9 protein-coding genes and 2 pseudogenes are annotated in these 17,838 nt (G+C 62.2%); 8 read left to right on the forward strand and 3 right to left on the reverse strand.

Annotation, left to right across the window (positions count from 1 at the left end; translation table 11 throughout):
- Window positions 1-74: 74 nt before the first annotated feature.
- Both FVF58_RS40925 and FVF58_RS40930 read left to right on the forward strand, forming a co-directional pair.
- Window positions 75-1,307 (forward strand): Zn-dependent hydrolase, encoded by a 1,233-nt coding sequence (locus FVF58_RS40925; RefSeq protein WP_149675335.1) that lies wholly within the window; start codon window positions 75-77, stop codon window positions 1,305-1,307.
- Window positions 1,304-2,197 (forward strand): HpcH/HpaI aldolase/citrate lyase family protein, encoded by an 894-nt coding sequence (locus FVF58_RS40930; RefSeq protein ID WP_149675336.1) that lies wholly within the window; start codon window positions 1,304-1,306, stop codon window positions 2,195-2,197. The genes FVF58_RS40925 and FVF58_RS40930 overlap by 4 nt, the downstream gene beginning before the upstream one ends.
- Window positions 2,198-2,501: 304 nt before the next feature.
- On the opposite strand, the gene FVF58_RS40935 is transcribed toward FVF58_RS40930, so the two are convergent.
- The gene (locus FVF58_RS40935; RefSeq protein ID WP_149675337.1) at window positions 2,502-2,945 is read right to left on the reverse strand and encodes a hypothetical protein; all 444 of its coding nucleotides are present in this window, start codon (window positions 2,943-2,945) and stop codon (window positions 2,502-2,504) included.
- A gap of 77 nt (window positions 2,946-3,022) precedes the next feature.
- On the reverse strand, window positions 3,023-11,638 hold the full coding sequence (locus FVF58_RS40940; protein ID WP_149675338.1) for a GH36-type glycosyl hydrolase domain-containing protein: 8,616 nt from the start codon (window positions 11,636-11,638) through the stop codon (window positions 3,023-3,025).
- A 1,090-nt stretch (window positions 11,639-12,728) separates the two neighbouring features.
- On the opposite strand from FVF58_RS40940, the pseudogene FVF58_RS40945 reads away from it, so the two are divergent.
- The 5 genes and pseudogenes from FVF58_RS40945 to FVF58_RS40970 form a co-directional block, all read left to right on the forward strand.
- Window positions 12,729-13,303: pseudogene (locus FVF58_RS40945) on the forward strand (IS6 family transposase); the annotation flags it as partial.
- A gap of 602 nt (window positions 13,304-13,905) precedes the next feature.
- Window positions 13,906-14,178 (forward strand): hypothetical protein, encoded by a 273-nt coding sequence (locus tag FVF58_RS40950; protein WP_149675339.1) that lies wholly within the window; start codon window positions 13,906-13,908, stop codon window positions 14,176-14,178.
- 33 nt (window positions 14,179-14,211) lie between these two features.
- Complete coding sequence (locus FVF58_RS40955; RefSeq protein WP_246217436.1) at window positions 14,212-14,637, forward strand: type II toxin-antitoxin system HicB family antitoxin; 426 nt, start codon at window positions 14,212-14,214, stop codon at window positions 14,635-14,637.
- Window positions 14,638-14,799: 162 nt separating this feature from the next.
- Window positions 14,800-15,006, forward strand: coding sequence for a hypothetical protein (locus tag FVF58_RS40960; RefSeq protein ID WP_149675340.1), 207 nt, complete (start codon window positions 14,800-14,802; stop codon window positions 15,004-15,006).
- 748 nt (window positions 15,007-15,754) lie between these two features.
- Window positions 15,755-15,919, forward strand: a pseudogene (locus FVF58_RS40970) (IS6 family transposase); the annotation flags it as partial.
- Between the two features lie 177 nt (window positions 15,920-16,096).
- Here the strand turns inward: FVF58_RS40970 and cynR are convergent.
- Window positions 16,097-17,011: a transcriptional regulator CynR gene (gene cynR / locus FVF58_RS40975; RefSeq protein ID WP_149675342.1), complete on the reverse strand. Its 915-nt coding sequence runs from the start codon at window positions 17,009-17,011 to the stop codon at window positions 16,097-16,099.
- A 125-nt stretch (window positions 17,012-17,136) separates the two neighbouring features.
- Between cynR and FVF58_RS40980 the strand changes: the two genes are divergently transcribed.
- Window positions 17,137-17,796, forward strand: coding sequence for a carbonic anhydrase (locus FVF58_RS40980; RefSeq protein WP_149675343.1), 660 nt, complete (start codon window positions 17,137-17,139; stop codon window positions 17,794-17,796).
- Window positions 17,797-17,838 lie beyond the last annotated feature (42 nt).

A 17,838-nucleotide genomic window follows, 5' to 3' on the forward strand; every position in this document is an offset into this window, starting at 1 on the left:
ATCATTTTTGGATCCCGATAAAGGCATCACGACAAACCCGACGCGGCGCGCACGCCGTGGCTTCAGGAGTAGCGATGCTGAAAATCAATGGAGAACGGCTCTGGAAGAGCCTGATGGACATGGCGGCTATCGGCGCCACGGCAGGCGGCGGATGCCGGCGTCTTGCGCTGAGCGAAGAGGATGCGGCCGGTCGCGCGCTCTTCGCACAATGGTGTATGGAGGCGGGTCTCACGTTGTCCGTCGACCAGGTGGGTAATCTCTTTGCCCGGCGCGCGGGCAGACAGCACGATGCGGCACCGGTCGCGAGTGGCAGCCATCTGGACACCCAGCCCGAAGGCGGCCGCTTCGACGGCGTCTATGGTGTGTTAGCCGCGCTCGAAGTCGTGCGCACGCTCAACGACTCGGACATTCGAACCGACAAGCCCATCGAGATCGTGGTGTGGACCAACGAGGAAGGCGCGCGCTTCACGCCGGCCATGCTCGGCTCAGCCGCATTCGCCGGCGTCATGCCACTCGCTCAGGCATTGAACACGCGTGACGCGGCGGGCGCGACGGTGGGGGAAGCCTTGCAGGCGACAGGTTACGCCGGCGCGCGCAGCGTACCCGGTGTGGTGTTCGACGCTTACTTCGAGGCCCATATCGAGCAGGGTCCCGTCCTCGAAGAAAGCGGCGTGCCAATCGGCGTCGTGACGGGCGGCCAGGCGATCCGCTGGCTCGACGTCCACGTGCGAGGCCAGGCCGCGCACGCCGGCACGACCCCGATGCAATATCGTCGCGACGCGCTATTCGCCAGCGCGGAAATGGCCGCGGAACTGGAAAACATCGCCGCGGATTTCTTCCCGCAGGGCCTCGCGACCATCGGCGAATGGCAGGTGCGCAATGCTTCGCGCAACACGATTGCGGCAGACCTGACCTTCACCGTGGACTTGCGCCATCCTGACGACGCACTGATTGACAAGATGGAAGCCCAGTTGCGCGAGCGTTTCGATACTGTCGCCAAACGCAGACGGCTCTCGGTGGACATTGGCCAGCACTGGGTCAGCCCCGCTACGCCGTTCGATCTGCAGTGCATTGCTGCCGTGAGCCACGCAGTCGAGACGCTGGACTATCCGCATCAGCGCATTGTGAGCGGCGCCGGCCACGACGCCATTCATCTCGCGAAGCACTGTCCGACCGCGATGATCTTTATCCCTTGCGTCAACGGTCTCAGTCATAACGAAGCCGAAGACGCGCTGCAGGAAGACGTCAGGCGTGGCGCGGATGTGCTGCTGCACACCATTCTCGCACGCGCGGGGCACGCCGCATGACCCCCCATCGCCCTCGCCGGCCGCCACATCAGCGGCGCACATGGCTCTTTGTCCCGGGCAACGACGACACGGCTCATGCCGCCGCCCTTCGCAGCGGCGCGGACGCCATCGTGGTGGACCTCGAAGAGATGACGTCGCCACAAGGCCGTCCGGATGCGCGCCGCCGCATTGCAGCCTTTCTGCCGCGAGCCCAGGCGACCGGCACGATCGGCTCGGTAAGAATCAACAAACTGGAGCACGACGGCTACGCCGATCTCGAAGGCGTGATGCCCGGCCAGCCACGGGCGATCTTTCTGCCGCATGCGGAGAGTGCGGCGCAACTCGCGGCGCTCGACAGCGCGCTGGCCGACATCGAGCGCAGGCTTGACATTCCGCCGGGCTCGACGGAGATGATTCCGGTTATCGAATCCGCAAAGGGTCTGGTCAATCTGGGCGCGTTGCTTCAGGTCAGTCCGCGCATAACCTGCTGCATGCTGGCCGTCGAGGATCTCGCCGCGAATCTCGGCGCGCGGCGCACGCCGGCCGGCGATGAGTTGCTGTACGCGCGCAGCCGCTTTCTGATCGAATGCGTGGCCGCCGGTTGCGTGCCCCTGGACTTGCCTTGCACGTGGCGATCGGCGGCGGTTCTCGAGCGCGACATGGAACAATCGACGCAACTCGGATTCGCCTCGAAGAGCGTCGTCTATCCGGAACACGTGCCGGCGATTCATCGCGCGCTTACGCCTTCTGAAGCCGACATGCGCGCCGCACGCGCGCTGGTCGAAGCGCATTGCGCGCAGCAGGACAATGGCGGCGCCGTCGCGCCAGGCTCCGCCTGGATCGACTACCCTGAGCGGAACAACGCAAAGCAGCTAATTTCACGTTACAAGCTATTCAATCCAACCGAATGACGGACTTTGGATTGTAGATGCCCCCATGGGCATAGTCCGGTGACAACATTGCTTCGTTTTACGGCACGGCGCTGAAATGCTTCCAAGGTTCAACGGCCATTCGCTGATACAGAACCACTTGCCGCTCGCCGGCCGAAGCGGCCGTTCGCATACCAATATCGTTTTGCCGCGAACGTCGGCTTTGGAGAAAATCGGGCGGCCCTGTCGACCGCCAAAACGTCCCCGTTGCAAGCAGTGCTCCACCACATCGCAGACGTTAAGGTCGTTATCCAGAAAGCCCAATCATTCAATGACCGACAATCCGCTAGCCTACCTCGAAGGACTGCCATTTAAAGGACTCGCTCAGGACATGCACGACCAGACCATCAATCGGAAGTGAGTCTACCGAGCCGCACCACGCGGCGGGATACGCTTGCTGCAGCTTTCCTGCGGCATACAAGGCCGCCCAGGCCTCGTCGGTCATCTGCGCTTTTCGCCGCAGCACTTCGCCGACGTACAGGCGTTTGACATCGCATCCATACCGCACGAGTCCGCCGCTCGCCACGTAAGTTTCACGCATCGTCAGGCGGCGCACCGGTTGCCCAGCCTCATTACACTCGTCGCCAGCGGTTTGCTCCCAATGCTGATTTCGCGAAAACCACAGCACAGGCGTTCCGGTGGACTCGGCCCCAATGCCGCCAGGGATGAGCATCCCGCTTGCGCTGATGTGCTGAAATTTTCGTCCCGTTGTGTAGTGCCATGCCAACATCGCTTGCTCCGATCAGATTTGCCTTCTGCTGCCATTATCCGTCGCTGTTTTGCTCTCCATGACGGATGCGTGATTCGTCACGCGACTTGCGCGCCCGAGTTCACGTCTTCACTCACGCCGAAGCAAAGTGAAATCAGGAGCCTATGCGACCCGCCATCAAGCGGCACGCGCACCCGTTCATTACCACATTCAAGACTCGCGCCGTCGAGCACCACGCGCATGACACCGGCCGCGCCGCCGGATTCGACGCGAACCTTATACAGCGTCGAATGCATCGTCACTGTTGCTTCAAAGCCCGGCCACGTGTCCGGAATACAAGGATCGATCACAAGAAAATCGCCCTCGCGACAAATCCCAAGAATGCCCTCGACACCCGCCCGGTACATCCATCCAGCAGATCCCGTGTACCAGGTCCAGCCACCGCGCCCGGCATGCGGCGCCACGGAATAGACATCAGCGGCAACGACATAGGGCTCGACCTTGTAGCGCTCGACTTCCATCGGTGTGCGCGCATGATTGACCGGGTTAAGCAGTGAAAACAGCGCGGCGGCCTTGTTGCCCTCGCGCATTTTTGTGAACGCGAGGATCGCCCACATCGCTGCGTGACTATACTGGCCGCCGTTTTCACGCAGCCCCGGCGGATAGCCCTTGATATAGCCTGGATCGTGCCACGTTTTATCGAACGGCGGCGTGAACAGCAAAGCCAGCCCGTCGTCGCGACGGATAAGGTGCTTTTCCAGCGACGTCATCGCCAGCGCCGCACGCGCCGGCTCTGCCACACCTGACAAGACCGCCCACGACTGTGCGATCGAATCGATCTGACACTCGTCACTATCTTTCGAGCCAAGCCACGTGCCGTCGTCAAACGTCGCGCGGCGATACCATTCGCCGTCCCATGCCTCACGCTCCAGCGCCTCGCGCATCGAGGCCGCATGAGCACGCCAGCGCGCAGCGCGCGCAACAGAAGCCGCATCGCGCGATTCAGCCAGGGTGGCGAACAATTCGATCGTCCGCAATAGCAGCCAGCCAAGCCAAACGCTTTCTCCCTTGCCTTGCGCGCCGACGCGGTTCATGCCGTCGTTCCAGTCACCCGCGCCGATCAGAGGCAAGCCATGCTCGCCCGTCAGTTCAAAACATTGATCCAGGCCGCGCGCGCAATGCTCGAACAGCGACGCTGATTCGTCTGCGACCATCGGCTGGAAGAACGCATCGTGCTCGCCGGGTCGCAGCGGCGGTCCATCGAGGAACGGCACGATCTCGTCGAGAATCGCGACGTCGCCCGCGCAGCCGATGTACGTCGCCGTCGCGAACGCGAGCCACACGCGGTCATCGGAAATCCGCGTGCGCACGCCTTGCCCCGACTGGGGCAACCACCAGTGCTGGAAATCGCCTTCGACAAACTGCCGCGCCGCGGCACGCAGCAGATGCCGACGTGTCTCCTCCGGCTGCACATGGGTCAACGCCATGCCGTCCTGCAACTGGTCACGGAACCCATACGCGCCACTCGCCTGATAGAACGCCGAGCGCGCCCAGATACGGCACGCGAGCGTCTGATACAGCAGCCAGCCGTTTAGCATCAGGTCCATCGCGCGCTCGGGGGTCTTCACCTGGATGGTACCGAGCACGTTCTGCCACTGGTTCGTCACTTCAGCGAGGACGGCGTCGAGATCGGCCTTGCGATAGCGCTCGATCAACGCCCTCGCCTCTTCGACGCCAACGCATTGCCCGACGAACGACACCACTTCGACGATCTCGTCCACGCCCAGCTCGATCACGCGCTGCAACGCCGCGCATGGATCGAGGCCCGCCCCGGTTGCGCCAGACAGCGGCGCGTTGCCGGTCAGCGCAGCGGGTGCCTCAGTCCGGCCGTTGCGGCCGAGGAATTCTGTGCGATCCGCCGTCCACGCGGTCTGCTGGCCGCTCAGGTCGGCGAACGCGACGCGCCCCGCGAACCCCATGCTCCACGGATTGCGCGCCAGCATCGCGCCGGTAGCGGAGTCGATTTCCGTCACGATGAAGGGTCCCGATGCGCCGCGTGAGGTGCCAAGCACCCATTCCATCCACGTCGTCACGGACAGACGGCGCGGCATACCGGACAGATTACGCAACGTCAGCCGGGAGATCTTCAGCGGGTCCGCGAGCGGCACGTATTGCAGCAAGTCGAGTGCGACGCCATTCGCCTCGTGTTCGAAGCGGCTGTAGCCATGCCCGTGACGCGCAACATACGTGCCGCCGTCGCGGATTGGCAGCGCGGTGGCGCCCCACACCTCGCCAGTGACTTCGTCGCGCACATAGATGGCTTCGCCGGCCGGGTCTTCGACCGGATCGTTCGACCACGGCGTGAGTTGATTCTCACGGCTGTTTTCGGCCCACGTGTAGCCGCTGCCTTCGGCAGCGACCTGAAAGCCGAAGCCGGAATTCGCGATTACGTTGATCCACGGCGCGGGCGTCGTCGCACCCGCCGCGAGAACGGTCGCGTATTCCCGTCCGTCTTTATCGAAGCCGCCCAGACCGTTGAAAAACTCAAGCCTCGACGGAACCGAAGAAAGCGTGCGAGGCAGATGAGGCGGCGCAGACGGCGCGGGCCATGGCGACGACATCGGCGGCTTCTGCCGGCGCAGCGCCGACGCCTGACCTTGCGACTGCGGTAAGCGCGCAAGCTGGTCGGCGATTGAACCGCGACGCGCGATCAACGCGACGCGCGCAACCGATTGCAGCAGCGCACGCGCCTCCACGCTCATCAAATCGGCGCGCAGCGTAAAGACCGTCCCTTGCGCGAGTTCTTCGCCGAAACGCGGCCGCGCCTGGCTGCTGCGCACGGCCGTTTCGATCGCGCCCTGCAGTTCCTGGATATACGACGAAGCCCGTTCGTTGATGATGACGAGATCGACACCCAGGCGCTTCATCCGCCAGTACTCATGTGCCCTCAATAGCTGCCGGACTTGCGCGATGTCTTCGACGTCGTCGATACGCAGCAGTACGATCGGCAGGTCGCCGGAAATCGCGTGCGGCCACAGTCCGGACTGCGCGCCGGCCCCGCGAATGATCGTGTCCGACGGCGCTCTGAAACGCGCGTCAGCGTAAATGACAGGCGCAGCGAGGCGCTGAAAATCCGCCGCTTCTTCGGCTTCGACATCGAGATGGCGAAACTGCACCTGAGCCTGCGTCCAGGCTAGCGTTTTGGCGCGATCGAACGCGTTGCGGTCATGGTGTTTGTCGATCAGATCCAGCAACAGCGCTCGCGATTCGGCCACCACTGTCCAGAACGCCACGCGTGCGACCTTGCCCGGCGGCACCAGCACGCGATACCTGAGCGCAAAGACCGGATCGAGCACGGTCCCCACGGTGTTGGTCAGCGGCTGATCGTCGAAGATCGCTGCCGCCGTGCCGGCGTTGCGCCCTCGCCCCAGAAAGCGCGCGCGATCCGATTCGTATTGCGGATCGGCGACGATCTCGCCATCGACAACCGCGAAATGCGCAGCCCACACCTGTTTTTCGTCGTGCGAATGCGGACGGCGCGTGGCCACCAGCGCGCCGAATTCCGCGAGGTGCTCGGTCTGGACAAACATCCGCGAGAAGGCCGGGTGGGCGTTGTCGGACGCAGGCGTCGCGAGCACGATCTCGGCGTAGGACGTCAGCTCGATCTCGCGCGCGCGGCGGCCGCTATTCGCCACCGACACGCGGCGTACTTCACCGTCCGCCTCGCCGGAAACCAGCACGTCCATCGTCGTGGTCAACGAGCCGTCGCGGTGGATGAATTCCGCATGGTCCTCGCCGAACACAACCTCTTCGTACTCGGCTTCGCTGCCCGCCGGCTGTGCACCCGCCGACCACACGTGGCCGCTCTGCGTATCGCGCAGGAAGATGAAAGATCCCCAGTCGTCGCGAGTCGTGTCTTCGCGCCAACGCGTCACGGCCAGATCGCGCCAATGGCTGTAACCGGCGCCGGTCGCCGTCAGCATGACCGCGTAGCGTCCATTCGATAGCAGGTGTGTCACTGGTGCTGCGCCAGCAACAGCCGACGCGGCGAGGCGCCGCACGGTCGACGGGGCAACGCCTGCGGCGGCTGCCGACGTGTTCACTTCCTCAGCACGGGGATGCCCAACGGCGACATTGCGCGGCATACGCTCCTGCAACAACAGTTCGCTCGCCTGGATCATGGGTTCGCGATGGAACCGCGCACGCATCCGCGCGTCGAGTAATGTATTCGCGATCGACACGATCGTCATGCCCTGGTGATGCGCCATGAAATTGCGCACGATCGCAACATCCTCGTTGTCCGGTAGCCGCGAACGGGTGAAATCGAGTGCCTCATAGAAACCATAACGACCCAGCGCGCCCAGCGCGGCGAGTTGTGCGTAGTTCTCTCGCGCGGCTTGTGGGTCGACCATCGCGGCTAGCCCTGTCGCATACGGTGCGATCACGCGGTTCTCTGAAAGCCCTCGCTTGAGGCCAAGACCGGGCACGCCGAAATTTGAATACTGGTAGGTAAATTCGATGTCGCGCGCGTTGTACGCCGATTCCGAAATGCCCCACGGAATGCCCAGCGAACGCCCATACGAGGCTTGCCGTTCCACCACCAGACGGCTCGTCTGTTCGAGCAGGCTGCCGACCGGCGCACGCATCACCAGCGACGGCATCAGGTATTCGAACATCGACCCCGACCACGAGATCAGCGCCGAGCCGTTGCCAACCGGCGTCGCGGCGCGACCGAGACGGAACCAGTGGCGCGTCGTCACGTCGCCTTTCGCGATGGCAAACAGGCTCGCGAGGCGCGCTTCGGAGGCCAGCAGGTCGTAGCAGTTCGGGTCGAGATTGTTGTCGGATTGCGAATAGCCGATCGATAGCAGCTTGCGTTCCGGATCGAGCAGGAACGCGAAGTCCATGTCGAGCGCCATCGCTCGCGACGTATCGGCGAGCGACTTCAAGCGTGCTTGCAGAAGATCCGGTGCCTCGGCGTGTTGTTGCCGGTCGCGGGCATGTTCGACCACGCTTTTGCTCAACGCGTCGATCCAGAACATCAGGTCGGCAGAACTGTCGTCGCCGCCGGCGGGCACGATTTCCCGCGTGGCCTTCGCAGCCTTTTCCGTCAGCCGCATGAGCGACGGCGACAGCGCTTCGAGCGTCTGCGGGCCGTGCAACTGCGAACTGATCTCTTCGAGGATCGCAAGCAGTTGCCTGCCACGTTCACCACCTGCGGCGGGCAGCGCGTCGATGGCTTCACGCGCGAGTTGCAGGTTGTCTACCATTCCGGGCCGCGCAGCCGGTGCGAGCAAGCCATGTGGCCACTCTTCGCACGCGTTGGCGACGACGATCAGATGACCGGCCAGATTGCCGCTATCGACCGACGAAACATACGCGGGCGCTAGTACCTGGAGATCGAGCGTCCCGTACCAGTTATAAAAATGCCCCTTGAAACGCGTGAGCCTGTGCATCGAGGAGAACGCTGCTTCAAGTCGTTCGACCGTTTCCGTCGTCCCCGCCCAGCCGAAATCGCGCGCAGCAATCGCCGACAGCAGATAGAGCCCAAGGTTGGTCGGCGAGGTGCGGTGCGCGACGACCGGCCTTGGATCTTCCTGAAAGTTGTCGGGCGGCAGCATGTTTTCTGCCGGTGTAACGAAGGTCTCGAAGAAACGCCAGGTGCGTCGCGCGATGAGGCGAAGGCTGCGCGCGTCCTGGTCCGCCATCGCGAAACGCCGTGCGATGGTCGGTGAACGGCTCGACCACAGCGCGAGCGCGGGCGCGGCGAGCCATAACAGCGCAAACGGCAGCACGAGCGGCCAGTGTGACGGTATAAACGCGATCACACCAGCCGGCAGTAAGAGGCCGAGCACGACACCGCCAGTCATCTGCCGATAAAAACCGAGCAGATCGAGACGAGGGCTGCCCTTCGACTGCGCAGCGGTCGTCCATTCGAGCAGCCGGCGATGCGTCACGAACAGCCGCATCAGCGTCCGGACGATTGCATCGCCCATGCGCCACGCCTGATCAGCGAGGAACGCGGCGGACAGAAATGTTTGCAAGGTGGCGAGCAGCACGTCGGCGGCCAGCACGTCCAGATGATTGCGCAGATGGATGCCGCTACGGCGCGGCAGGATCGCAAACAGCGTTGGCAGGAAAGCGGGAATCGCGAGCGCGCCTAGCACCAGCAGCGCGCCTGCAATCCCAGTACGGATCGGCATCAGCCAGCACAGGCCGAGCGCGGCGACCAGGAAGGGGGCGAGCAGCGAACGGCGCAAATTGTCGAGCATCTTGAAGCGACCGATCGACGGCAGCGCGTGTCGGCCCCGGCCACGATGGCCGACGATCCACGGCAGCAATTGCCAGTCGCCACGCGTCCAGCGATGCTGCCGCTTGCCGATCACGTCGTAACGAGACGGCACTTCCTCGACCACCTCGACATCCGACGCCAGTCCGGCGCGCGCAAAAATCCCTTCGAACAGATCGTGACTGAGCAGCGCGTTTTCCGGCACCCGTCCATGCAGAGCCGCTTCAAACGCATCGACGTCATAGATTCCCTTGCCGGTATACGACCCTTCGCCGAACAGGTCCTGATAGACATCGGACACAGCCGCCGCGTACGGGTCCATCCCGCCTGGGCCGGAAAAGACGCGTTGATGCAGCGACCCTTCCTGACCGACGGGCAGCGACGGCGTGACACGCGGCTGCAGAATCGCGTATCCGTTGACGACGCGTTGATCGGCTTCGCTGAACGTGGGTCGGTTCAACGGATGCGCCATCTTGCCGATCAGCCGCAGTGCGGCGTCTCGTGGCAGACGCGTATCGGCATCGAGTGTGATGACGTAGCGCACGTCGGACGGCACCTGCGGCGCGCGGCCTGCGATCGGCATGAAGGTCGTATCCGTCGCACCGCGTAGCAGGCGGTTGAGTTCGTGCAGCTTGCCGCGCTTGCGTTCCCAGCCCATCCATTTGTTTTCGCTCGCGTTGAACACGCGGCGGCGGTGTAGCAGCAGGAAGCGGCTGCCGCTCGGGCCGGGCTCGTAACGGCGGTTCAGCGCTTCTATGGCGTCGGCGGCCACGGCAAGCAGATGCGCATCGTCGGGCAGCACTTCCTGACCCGCATCGAGCCCGTCCGCCAGCAACGCGAAGGACAGGTCGCCACCGGCTCCCGCGAGGTGATGCACCTCAAGACGTTCGACCTGCTCGCGCAGATCGGCTTCGCTCGTCAGGAGCGTCGGCACGGCAACGAGTGTGCGCAACGACGACGGCACACCGCCAGTCAGTTCGAGACCCGGCAACGTGATCGCGCCGAAACTCCATGTCACAGCACGATTGACGAGTGCGGTTGCGATCTCGGTGACGGGCAGAAATCCGCATACGGCAAACAGCGCGAGTACCCCTGGTTCGAGACCTCGCGGTGCGAGTGTCCACATTGCCCACGACACGAGCGACAGTAACGTCGCGGCGACCGTCAGAATCGTGCCGACGTAGCCGCCAATGCCGAGGCGGACGTTGAACCGCGTGACCCGCAGACGCGGCGGCGGACGGAATTCGATCGCCTGCTCCAGTGCTCGCCGGCCCTCGGCAATCAGGTGATAGCCGGGATCGCCGGCGCGTTCCGAATGTACGCCATCGCCGGCTTCCAGCAGCGCCGCCTGCGCCGATTCCAGCGCTAGCCCGGCGACTTCGAGTTCGGTGAAGGACGAGCCGCGCGCCAGTTGCTCGATCGCGCTGCGATACAGATTGCGCGTCGGAAAATCCATCGTGGCAAAGCTGCTGTCCGCGCGCAACCGGGCGTCGACAAGGCTCACGCTCTCGAACAGTTCTGTCCAGTCGATGTCGGAAATCAACCGCATGCTGGTGATCACATTTCGCACGGTGACGTTCGACGCGCCCTGTCGCTGCTGCGCGTGTTGCACGACTTCATCGACGGAAGCACCCTGAAGCTTGAGCCGCTCTTCCAGCCAGCCAAGTGCCGGCGTGGTTCGCGGATCCTGGTCACGCAGCCGCTTTACGAGCTGTGCGGCGAACAGTTCCGACAACAGGCCTGAGGAGCGCGTGGAAATGTCCGCTTCGAGCGCCGAACGGGCACTGCCCGATTCGAGCAGACGGTCGGTGAGTGCATCGGCGTCAGCGCGTGCGCTGCGGCCAGCGGTAATCTGGTCAGTCAGGCGTCGCAGGTTCTCGATCAGTACGATGCGCAACGTGATCGCCACGGCCCACAATTCGCCGATTGTCAGCGGCTGAACCCGTTGATACGCGTTGATGAAACGCCGCAGGATCTGCGGGTCGAAGTGACTGTCGGTATGCGCAACGAATGCCCACGCGAGACCGAATACGCGCGGATACCCAGCGAACGGGCCTGCGGCAAGCTTGGGCAACTGACGGTAGTAGCCGGACGGCAAGTCGTCGCGAATCTCGCGAATCTGCTCCTCGACGAGGTGATAGTTGTCGAGCAGCCATTCCGCGGCGGGCACCACACCCCGGCCGCTCTCCAGTTCTTCGGCGCTCGCACGGTAGGCCGCGAGCAGAACTGCAGCGTTATCGTTCAGTCTCGTGTGCAGCGATAAAACGGCAGGCGGTGTCTTCGTGACCGGTTGCGCGGCAGCGAGGCTCTCCGCGTGTTGCTCGAGCCGTTCGACGCCGAACAGCTCCTCGCGCACCGGCGCGATGTCAGTCCACGGCGGCGACGGTGAGCGATGTCTCGCGACATATCGAAGGAGCGTTTTCACAGGAGCACTTCTCGCGATGTCGGCGAGTTCGGTCGGGTGGACTGGTCGCGGTGGCGTGTCATGTTAGCGGCGCGCACATCGTTTGCCATCGTAATAGCGCCGGACGGTTCATAGAGTTGGGACATGATCGGATCTTCCTTCGGGGAGGCCGCACCACACGTGTCGCATGCATGCACGCCTCCGGGATGTGGTTTGATTCACGGGTGCGGGGGGACGCGCGAGGAACCATCAGGACGACAAAGCAGGTATACAGCTTCTGCGGGCATGGGTCGGTGATGACGCGCCCACGCGCAAACCGGTAGTTACGGTTTAGCGGCGCACTAAAGCGTCGGATGAGCTTCGATCAGACCGGTGCGGCAATCAATGAGCGGCAGGAGCACTTGCGCAGCCCTGTCGACGCAGTTTCCGGCTGAACACACGGAAAGCGTGGAGCAGAAAGGACACGGATCCGTGCCCCAGGCGCCTGCTATTTCTTCTTGGCCGGTGCGCTGCCTGCGGCGGTCTTCGGCGCAAGCGCTGGGGACACGCCTACCGCAGGAGATATCAACTTTTTGGGTTGTTTGGGCTTTTTAACCTCGCGATTACCGCGCATCGTGCTCTTCGCCAATATGTTTCTCCAGATTTGCCCGTCGCGAAAGCGACAGCCATGTCGGCAAGTGTGAGCGCATCTGGTGACTCTGTCGCGATTTATATTTTTTTGAGCGCCGTGTACGTGTGTTCCGGACAAGGCCGGCCAACTCAACGGCGACGAACATAGCGTATACTGCCGTCGTGACGGCTCTAGTTCACGATGGACGCAGCTTGATTCCACGATTTTCTGCATTCCATAATATTTCCGCCCCCCCGCCCAGCCAACACTGAACTGCTGCCTTGCAGGCCTGCCCGCAACGTTACGTTTGAGATAATCATGCCTTTACGCAACCAAGGCCATATGGTGAGCCCGCCACCTGCTCCACGCATACCGTATCGCCATTTTGATGGGAAGCCCGCGATCGCCTGCTCGTCTGGATTCGCCGGCGCATCGATGAATATGGAATAAGCGCCGGGGCTTTGTCACGTTGCCAAGGTGGTCGCGTAGAATCGGGAAACGATTAAATCCAGATCGCTCTATCAGGGTCATCGCTTTCCGCCGGTGGTGATCAGTTTTGCCGTTCGCTGGTACTTTCGCTTTCAGCTGAGCTTGCGCGACATTGAAGAGTTGTTGTTCGACCGTGGCATCGTAGTGAGTTACGAAACCGTGCGCCTCTGGTGCGATAAATTTGGCACAGGGTTCGCGCATCGCTCGCGTCAATGCTGCCCGGCGCAAACCGGGTAGTGCCTGGCATCTCGATGAGTTGTTCGTGATGTTGCGCGGTGAACCTCATGTGCTGTGGCGAGCCGTCGACGAGCACGGTGCCGAACTGGATATCCTGCGGCAGAAGCGGCGCGACACGTCCACGGTCGAACGATTCTTCAAGCGCGTGCTTCGATCGTGCCCGATGCCGCAAGATCGTCACCGACCAGTCGCGCAGTTATCCGGCCGCAAAGTCCAGGATCCCCGAGCTGGCAAACCTCAAACACGTGTTCGTCAAGGCTGCAGCCCGCGTGCACAATCGGGCCGAAAATAGCCATCAACCTACGCACGAACGTGAGCGGCGCTTGCGCGGGTTTCGCAACCCAAAGCGCTGATCTACAGGCGCACCATAAATCTCAGGGCGGTGTCTATTCCATCTCGGCCATTTTGAAACCTTCGGCTGGCTTTCGCGAACGGGCGCTGGACCTCGCTTAACGGCCCTTCCGAAATCCGGCGACGTGGCGTTTGAGCCGCGCAGTAACGCAGCTGTGGCCGATACAGGCGAAGAACTGGATAACCAATATCGCCCCAACCGGACGCAGACTACGGCCAACCTTGGACCGTCCCCTTTTCGCGCTGATGCTACCTTTAACGCGATGCGCTCTACAATCGGCTGGGTGATGCCGGCTCAGGGCATGAAGCAGGAAACCGTCAAGCTCGCGCCAGCACTCCGACGCCGGATACCGCAGTACCCGACATTGCGTAGGCGATAACGACGCGCGGCTCGCGTGCAAGCACGAAAACGATGTATATGAGCAGGTCGTCTTTGCGATGCCGGTACGACGCAAGCTTTCCCTTTCGCCACATCGAGATTTAGTTTGCTTTTCGACGGCATTGAGCGCATGGTGAAAAGATCCCGATGTACCTGACCGCTCTTTTCGCATCCGGACAGGCATTGGTTCATGACGGTCAGTATCGCTTATGGAGCGCCATCATGACCATCCCCACCATCGAATACAGAGGGTACGAGCTACGTGCGTACTCTCACCAGGTATTCCCGCTGCATCGTGATCCGTATGCCAAAGGTCGGCGGCAGTTCTCATCGTTCGTACGGATCGACACCATTCCGTCCCGCGAGGTCAAGGCCCGGCGCTATGCAACGTTGTTCGGCGCGGGAAGTCCCACCACCGCGGGCGACGCCATCGAACTCGCGATGCAATACGGCAAAGACATCGTCGATGGCAAGGTTGAGGCAACCGAACTATGAGGACATACCGGATGCGAGTCAGCCCGCAGCTGAGTGGAGCAGGTCATGCAATATCCGCTTTATGTGCACCGTGATGGAGCTGCCGGCTTTCGTGCCTGTTTTCCCGATCTTCCTCGAGCAGTTGCGCGCGGCCATTCGTTCGATGAACTGAAACGCAACGCGCAGGAGGTTGTCGAACTGATGTATGACCGCAGCGAGCAACTCATACCCGCTCCGACCTGCAGCACTTCGGAATTGCAATCGCTCGACATGGACGATGGGCAAGGGATCTGGATGTTCATCGAGATCAATCTGACGCGGGTTACCTCGAAAGCCGTGAGCGTTCAATTCAGTCTGCCCGAGAGTCTGCTGCAGAGAGTCGATGCTGCAGCAAAGGAGCGTCACTCGACGCGCTCTACGTTCTTTACGCTGGCTGCCGTACACGAACTTGGAAACCGGGACGAAGGGCAATTGTCCTAGAAGCCGGCTTTCCGGTGGGTGTTCCTGGACTGGTGGCATCGCACGCCGCGACCGCGCCAGTATTCAAAGCCAGAACTTACGATGTGTCGCGTCGTCCCGGCTATCGAGGGCGACGCCAACCGCCTGTTGGCGAACCAGTTTGTTCCATAGTAGGAGTGCGTCATGATTGACGATCAAGTAAATGCCGAAGAACTGGCAGAAAGCAGGAGACAGAGAGAGGCTGCGGCGAATGCAACGGATGATGGCATGCCGGCGGTCCCGGAAAATGAAAAACGGGTCGTCGATGGGACTCAATACAGAGCGCAGAAGCAATGGATCAGGCACGCAAGAAAATGGTTAGGTGCTGGAAGCGGCTTCATGCGACCCTGAACGTCGGTGACCCACAAGGAAAAAGTTGTTCCGCCCTGAGACGGCGGCGGCAGAAGAACCGTCGAAGCGTCAGTTCTTTTGCAGTGGTGCGGCATCGTCCCGGTACAAAAGCCCTAACCAGGCCCTGACGCCAGATCTGCTGGCGCAGGTTTGAGAAGACCGGCTACGGTGCCATATCGCGATCAACGCGAGCCAGCATGGATTTCGACGTGAAGCCGCACGCGTGAAGCCATCCACGGCTCGTGTGACAAGTTCGGCCCGTCCGAGCCCCTGTACAGCAGGGTGCAGACATACCAGCCCGGCCGGTACGAACACCGAATCACTTCTGCAAGGATCCTGATGTCGCGCTACCAATTCGAAATAGACCTGAGGCACCTCGAACAGATCATTCCGTTACTTGTGCGGGGAAATCCGCTCGCGCTATCGTATTGGCGGCGTCGCATTTCGTCGCTATTGACGCAGCAGGGTCTGCCACCCGATGCAAACAGGCGCGTAACCCGACTGCTTGGTGTGTTCGATGAAGTCGAGCGCGCATTGATATCCGGCAAGGCTGCGGCCCGACGGTCACCAGGGTGAATCGCGGCGCGTTTACGTCCCGGTCACAGTGCCTTCAAATCCGGTAACAGGCACTCGAATTCCCGCTTTATCACGGTTCAGCACCCGCAGACATGCCGGTAACGGAGGCGGTTCTGTCGCAGTAACGCGTTCCGCTATGATGTGCGGAACGACATGAACAACTGAAAGCTCGATGAAGACGTTGAATCCGGCAGTGGCCCGAGTGCTCAAACGTCTGCATTATCCGCTCGACGTGATCCTGACCTGTGTGCGCTGGTATGTGGCCTATCCGCTGAGCCTGCGGCACCTCGAAGACATGATGGCCGAGCACGGCGTTTCCGTCGATCATTCGACTGTGCGCCCAGCTGACTTCGGGGCGGTCACCCTAAGGAATAGCCCTGCAGAGCGTAACGATCAGAACCGTTTGCGCAGCGTCCACGGTAGCAGCGTGTCAGAGTTCATTCTGCAGCGGCGCTGCATTTCAGCGGAGCGGCTTCAGCCGCCAGCAGTCGAGGCAGTTCGGACTGTTTGCATTTTATGAAGCCGCTGGTGCCCGCCGGCCACCCGTTTTAGCCGCGCTATCCTCAAGCGCAAGCGCGATGAATGCCCTTGCTGCCGCGCTTCGATACGCGCCTTTGCGCAGGAGCAACGCAGCGGTTCGCTGCGGCAACGCCGGCTCGAGGTCCACCAGACGCAGTTCGCTGTGCTCGCGTGCGATCGCGGCCGGCAGCAGCGTGGCAAGCGTGCTGCGGTGCACGAGCTCGATGACGGCGCTGATCGAATTGACCTCCATCGCAATACGCGGCGCGACGCCATTCTGCCGGCAATATCGATCGATGTAGTGACGCGTAGCAAACTCTTCGTTGAGCAGCACGAGCGCTTCGCTCTCGAACTCGCGAAGCGTCAACGCGGCGCGCTTTTTCGCATACGGGTGCGCTTTGCCGACCACCATCGCCAGGGCCTCGACGAACAGCCTCTGAGTCTCGATGTCGGGCGAGTGCGTGTCGTCGAAGGCGATGCCGACGTCGAGCGCATCTTCGTTCAGCAGCGCCTCCATCCGGTCCTGCGGCATTTCGAGAATGTTCAGCGTGATGTTCGGATAGCGGCGATGGTACTTCTCCAGCAACGGACCGATCAGGTACGCGGTGAACGTCGGCGTCATCGCGAGGCGCAGCGAGCCGCGGCTCAATTCCTGCACGTCGTGGATCGCCCGCTTTCCCGCCTCCAGGTCTTGCAACGCGCGCTGCGCGTAGCGCACATAGGCTGCGCCGGCGTCGGTCAGCTGGATCGTCCGACCGGAACGGTCAAGCAATTGAACGCGCAGCGTGTCCTCAAGCTGCCTGATCTGTTGCGACAGCGTCGGCTGCGACACGTGCAGCGCCTCGGCCGCGCGCGTGAAATTACGGTGTTCCGCGACCGCCAGAAAGTAACGGATGTGCCGCAGCAGCATGGGACCTCGCCAAACTATTGGTGTTTCCTATAGCCAGAATAATAAACCGGTCTTGGACGCTATAGTTAGATCGGCGCATTCTTCGTCCATCGGTTCTCAACAAACACCCTGATGGAGCGGAAAACATGCAAGAAATCATCGACGGCTTCCTGAAGTTCCAGCGCGACGCGTTTCCGCAGCGCTCTGAGCTTTTCAAGCAGCTGGCCACGAGCCAGCACCCGCGTACCTTGTTCATTTCGTGCTCGGACAGCCGGCTGGTACCGGAGCTGGTCACGCAGCGCGAACCGGGCGACCTGTTCGTGATCCGCAACGCCGGCAACATCGTGCCGTCGTACGGTCCGGAACCTGGCGGCGTGACGGCCACGGTCGAATACGCGGTCGCCGCGCTCGGCGTCACCGACGTCGTGATCTGCGGTCACTCCGATTGCGGCGCGATGACGGCGATCGCCACCTGCAAGTGCATGGACCACATGCCGGCCGTGCGCAACTGGCTGCATTACGCGGATTCCGCGAAGGTCGTCAACGAGGCGCGTGAGCACAAGAGCGAACGCGACCGGGTCGACTCCATGGTCCACGAAAACGTGATCGCCCAGCTCGCGAACATCAAGACGCATCCTTCCGTGCGGCTCGCCCTCGAACAAGGACATCTGGCGCTGCACGGCTGGGTGTACGACATCGAAACCGGCTCGATCGATACGCTCGACGGCACGACGAACCGTTTCGTTTCTCTCGCGGAGCATCCGCACGCTTGTGCAACGCCCGCTCGACTCAACCTCGCTGCCTGACTCACTGCTTTTTCAACTTCAAGCCATCTCAAGGAGCATCAT

It is taken from the genome of Paraburkholderia panacisoli (assembly GCF_008369935.1).
GTDB classification, from domain to species: Bacteria; Pseudomonadota; Gammaproteobacteria; order Burkholderiales; family Burkholderiaceae; genus Paraburkholderia; species Paraburkholderia panacisoli.

Excerpts from the sequence above, each read along its gene's own strand:
- FVF58_RS40925 (WP_149675335.1), top strand. The coding sequence starts at position 75 with ATGCTGAAAATCAATGGAGAACGGCTCTGGAAGAGCCTGATGGACATG.
- FVF58_RS40930 (WP_149675336.1), top strand. The coding sequence starts at position 1,304 with ATGACCCCCCATCGCCCTCGCCGGCCGCCACATCAGCGGCGCACATGG.
- FVF58_RS40935 (WP_149675337.1), bottom strand. The coding sequence starts at position 2,945 with ATGTTGGCATGGCACTACACAACGGGACGAAAATTTCAGCACATCAGC.
- FVF58_RS40950 (WP_149675339.1), top strand. The coding sequence starts at position 13,906 with ATGACCATCCCCACCATCGAATACAGAGGGTACGAGCTACGTGCGTAC.
- FVF58_RS40960 (WP_149675340.1), top strand. The coding sequence starts at position 14,800 with ATGATTGACGATCAAGTAAATGCCGAAGAACTGGCAGAAAGCAGGAGA.
- cynR (WP_149675342.1), bottom strand. The coding sequence starts at position 17,011 with ATGCTGCTGCGGCACATCCGTTACTTTCTGGCGGTCGCGGAACACCGT.
- FVF58_RS40980 (WP_149675343.1), top strand. The coding sequence starts at position 17,137 with ATGCAAGAAATCATCGACGGCTTCCTGAAGTTCCAGCGCGACGCGTTT.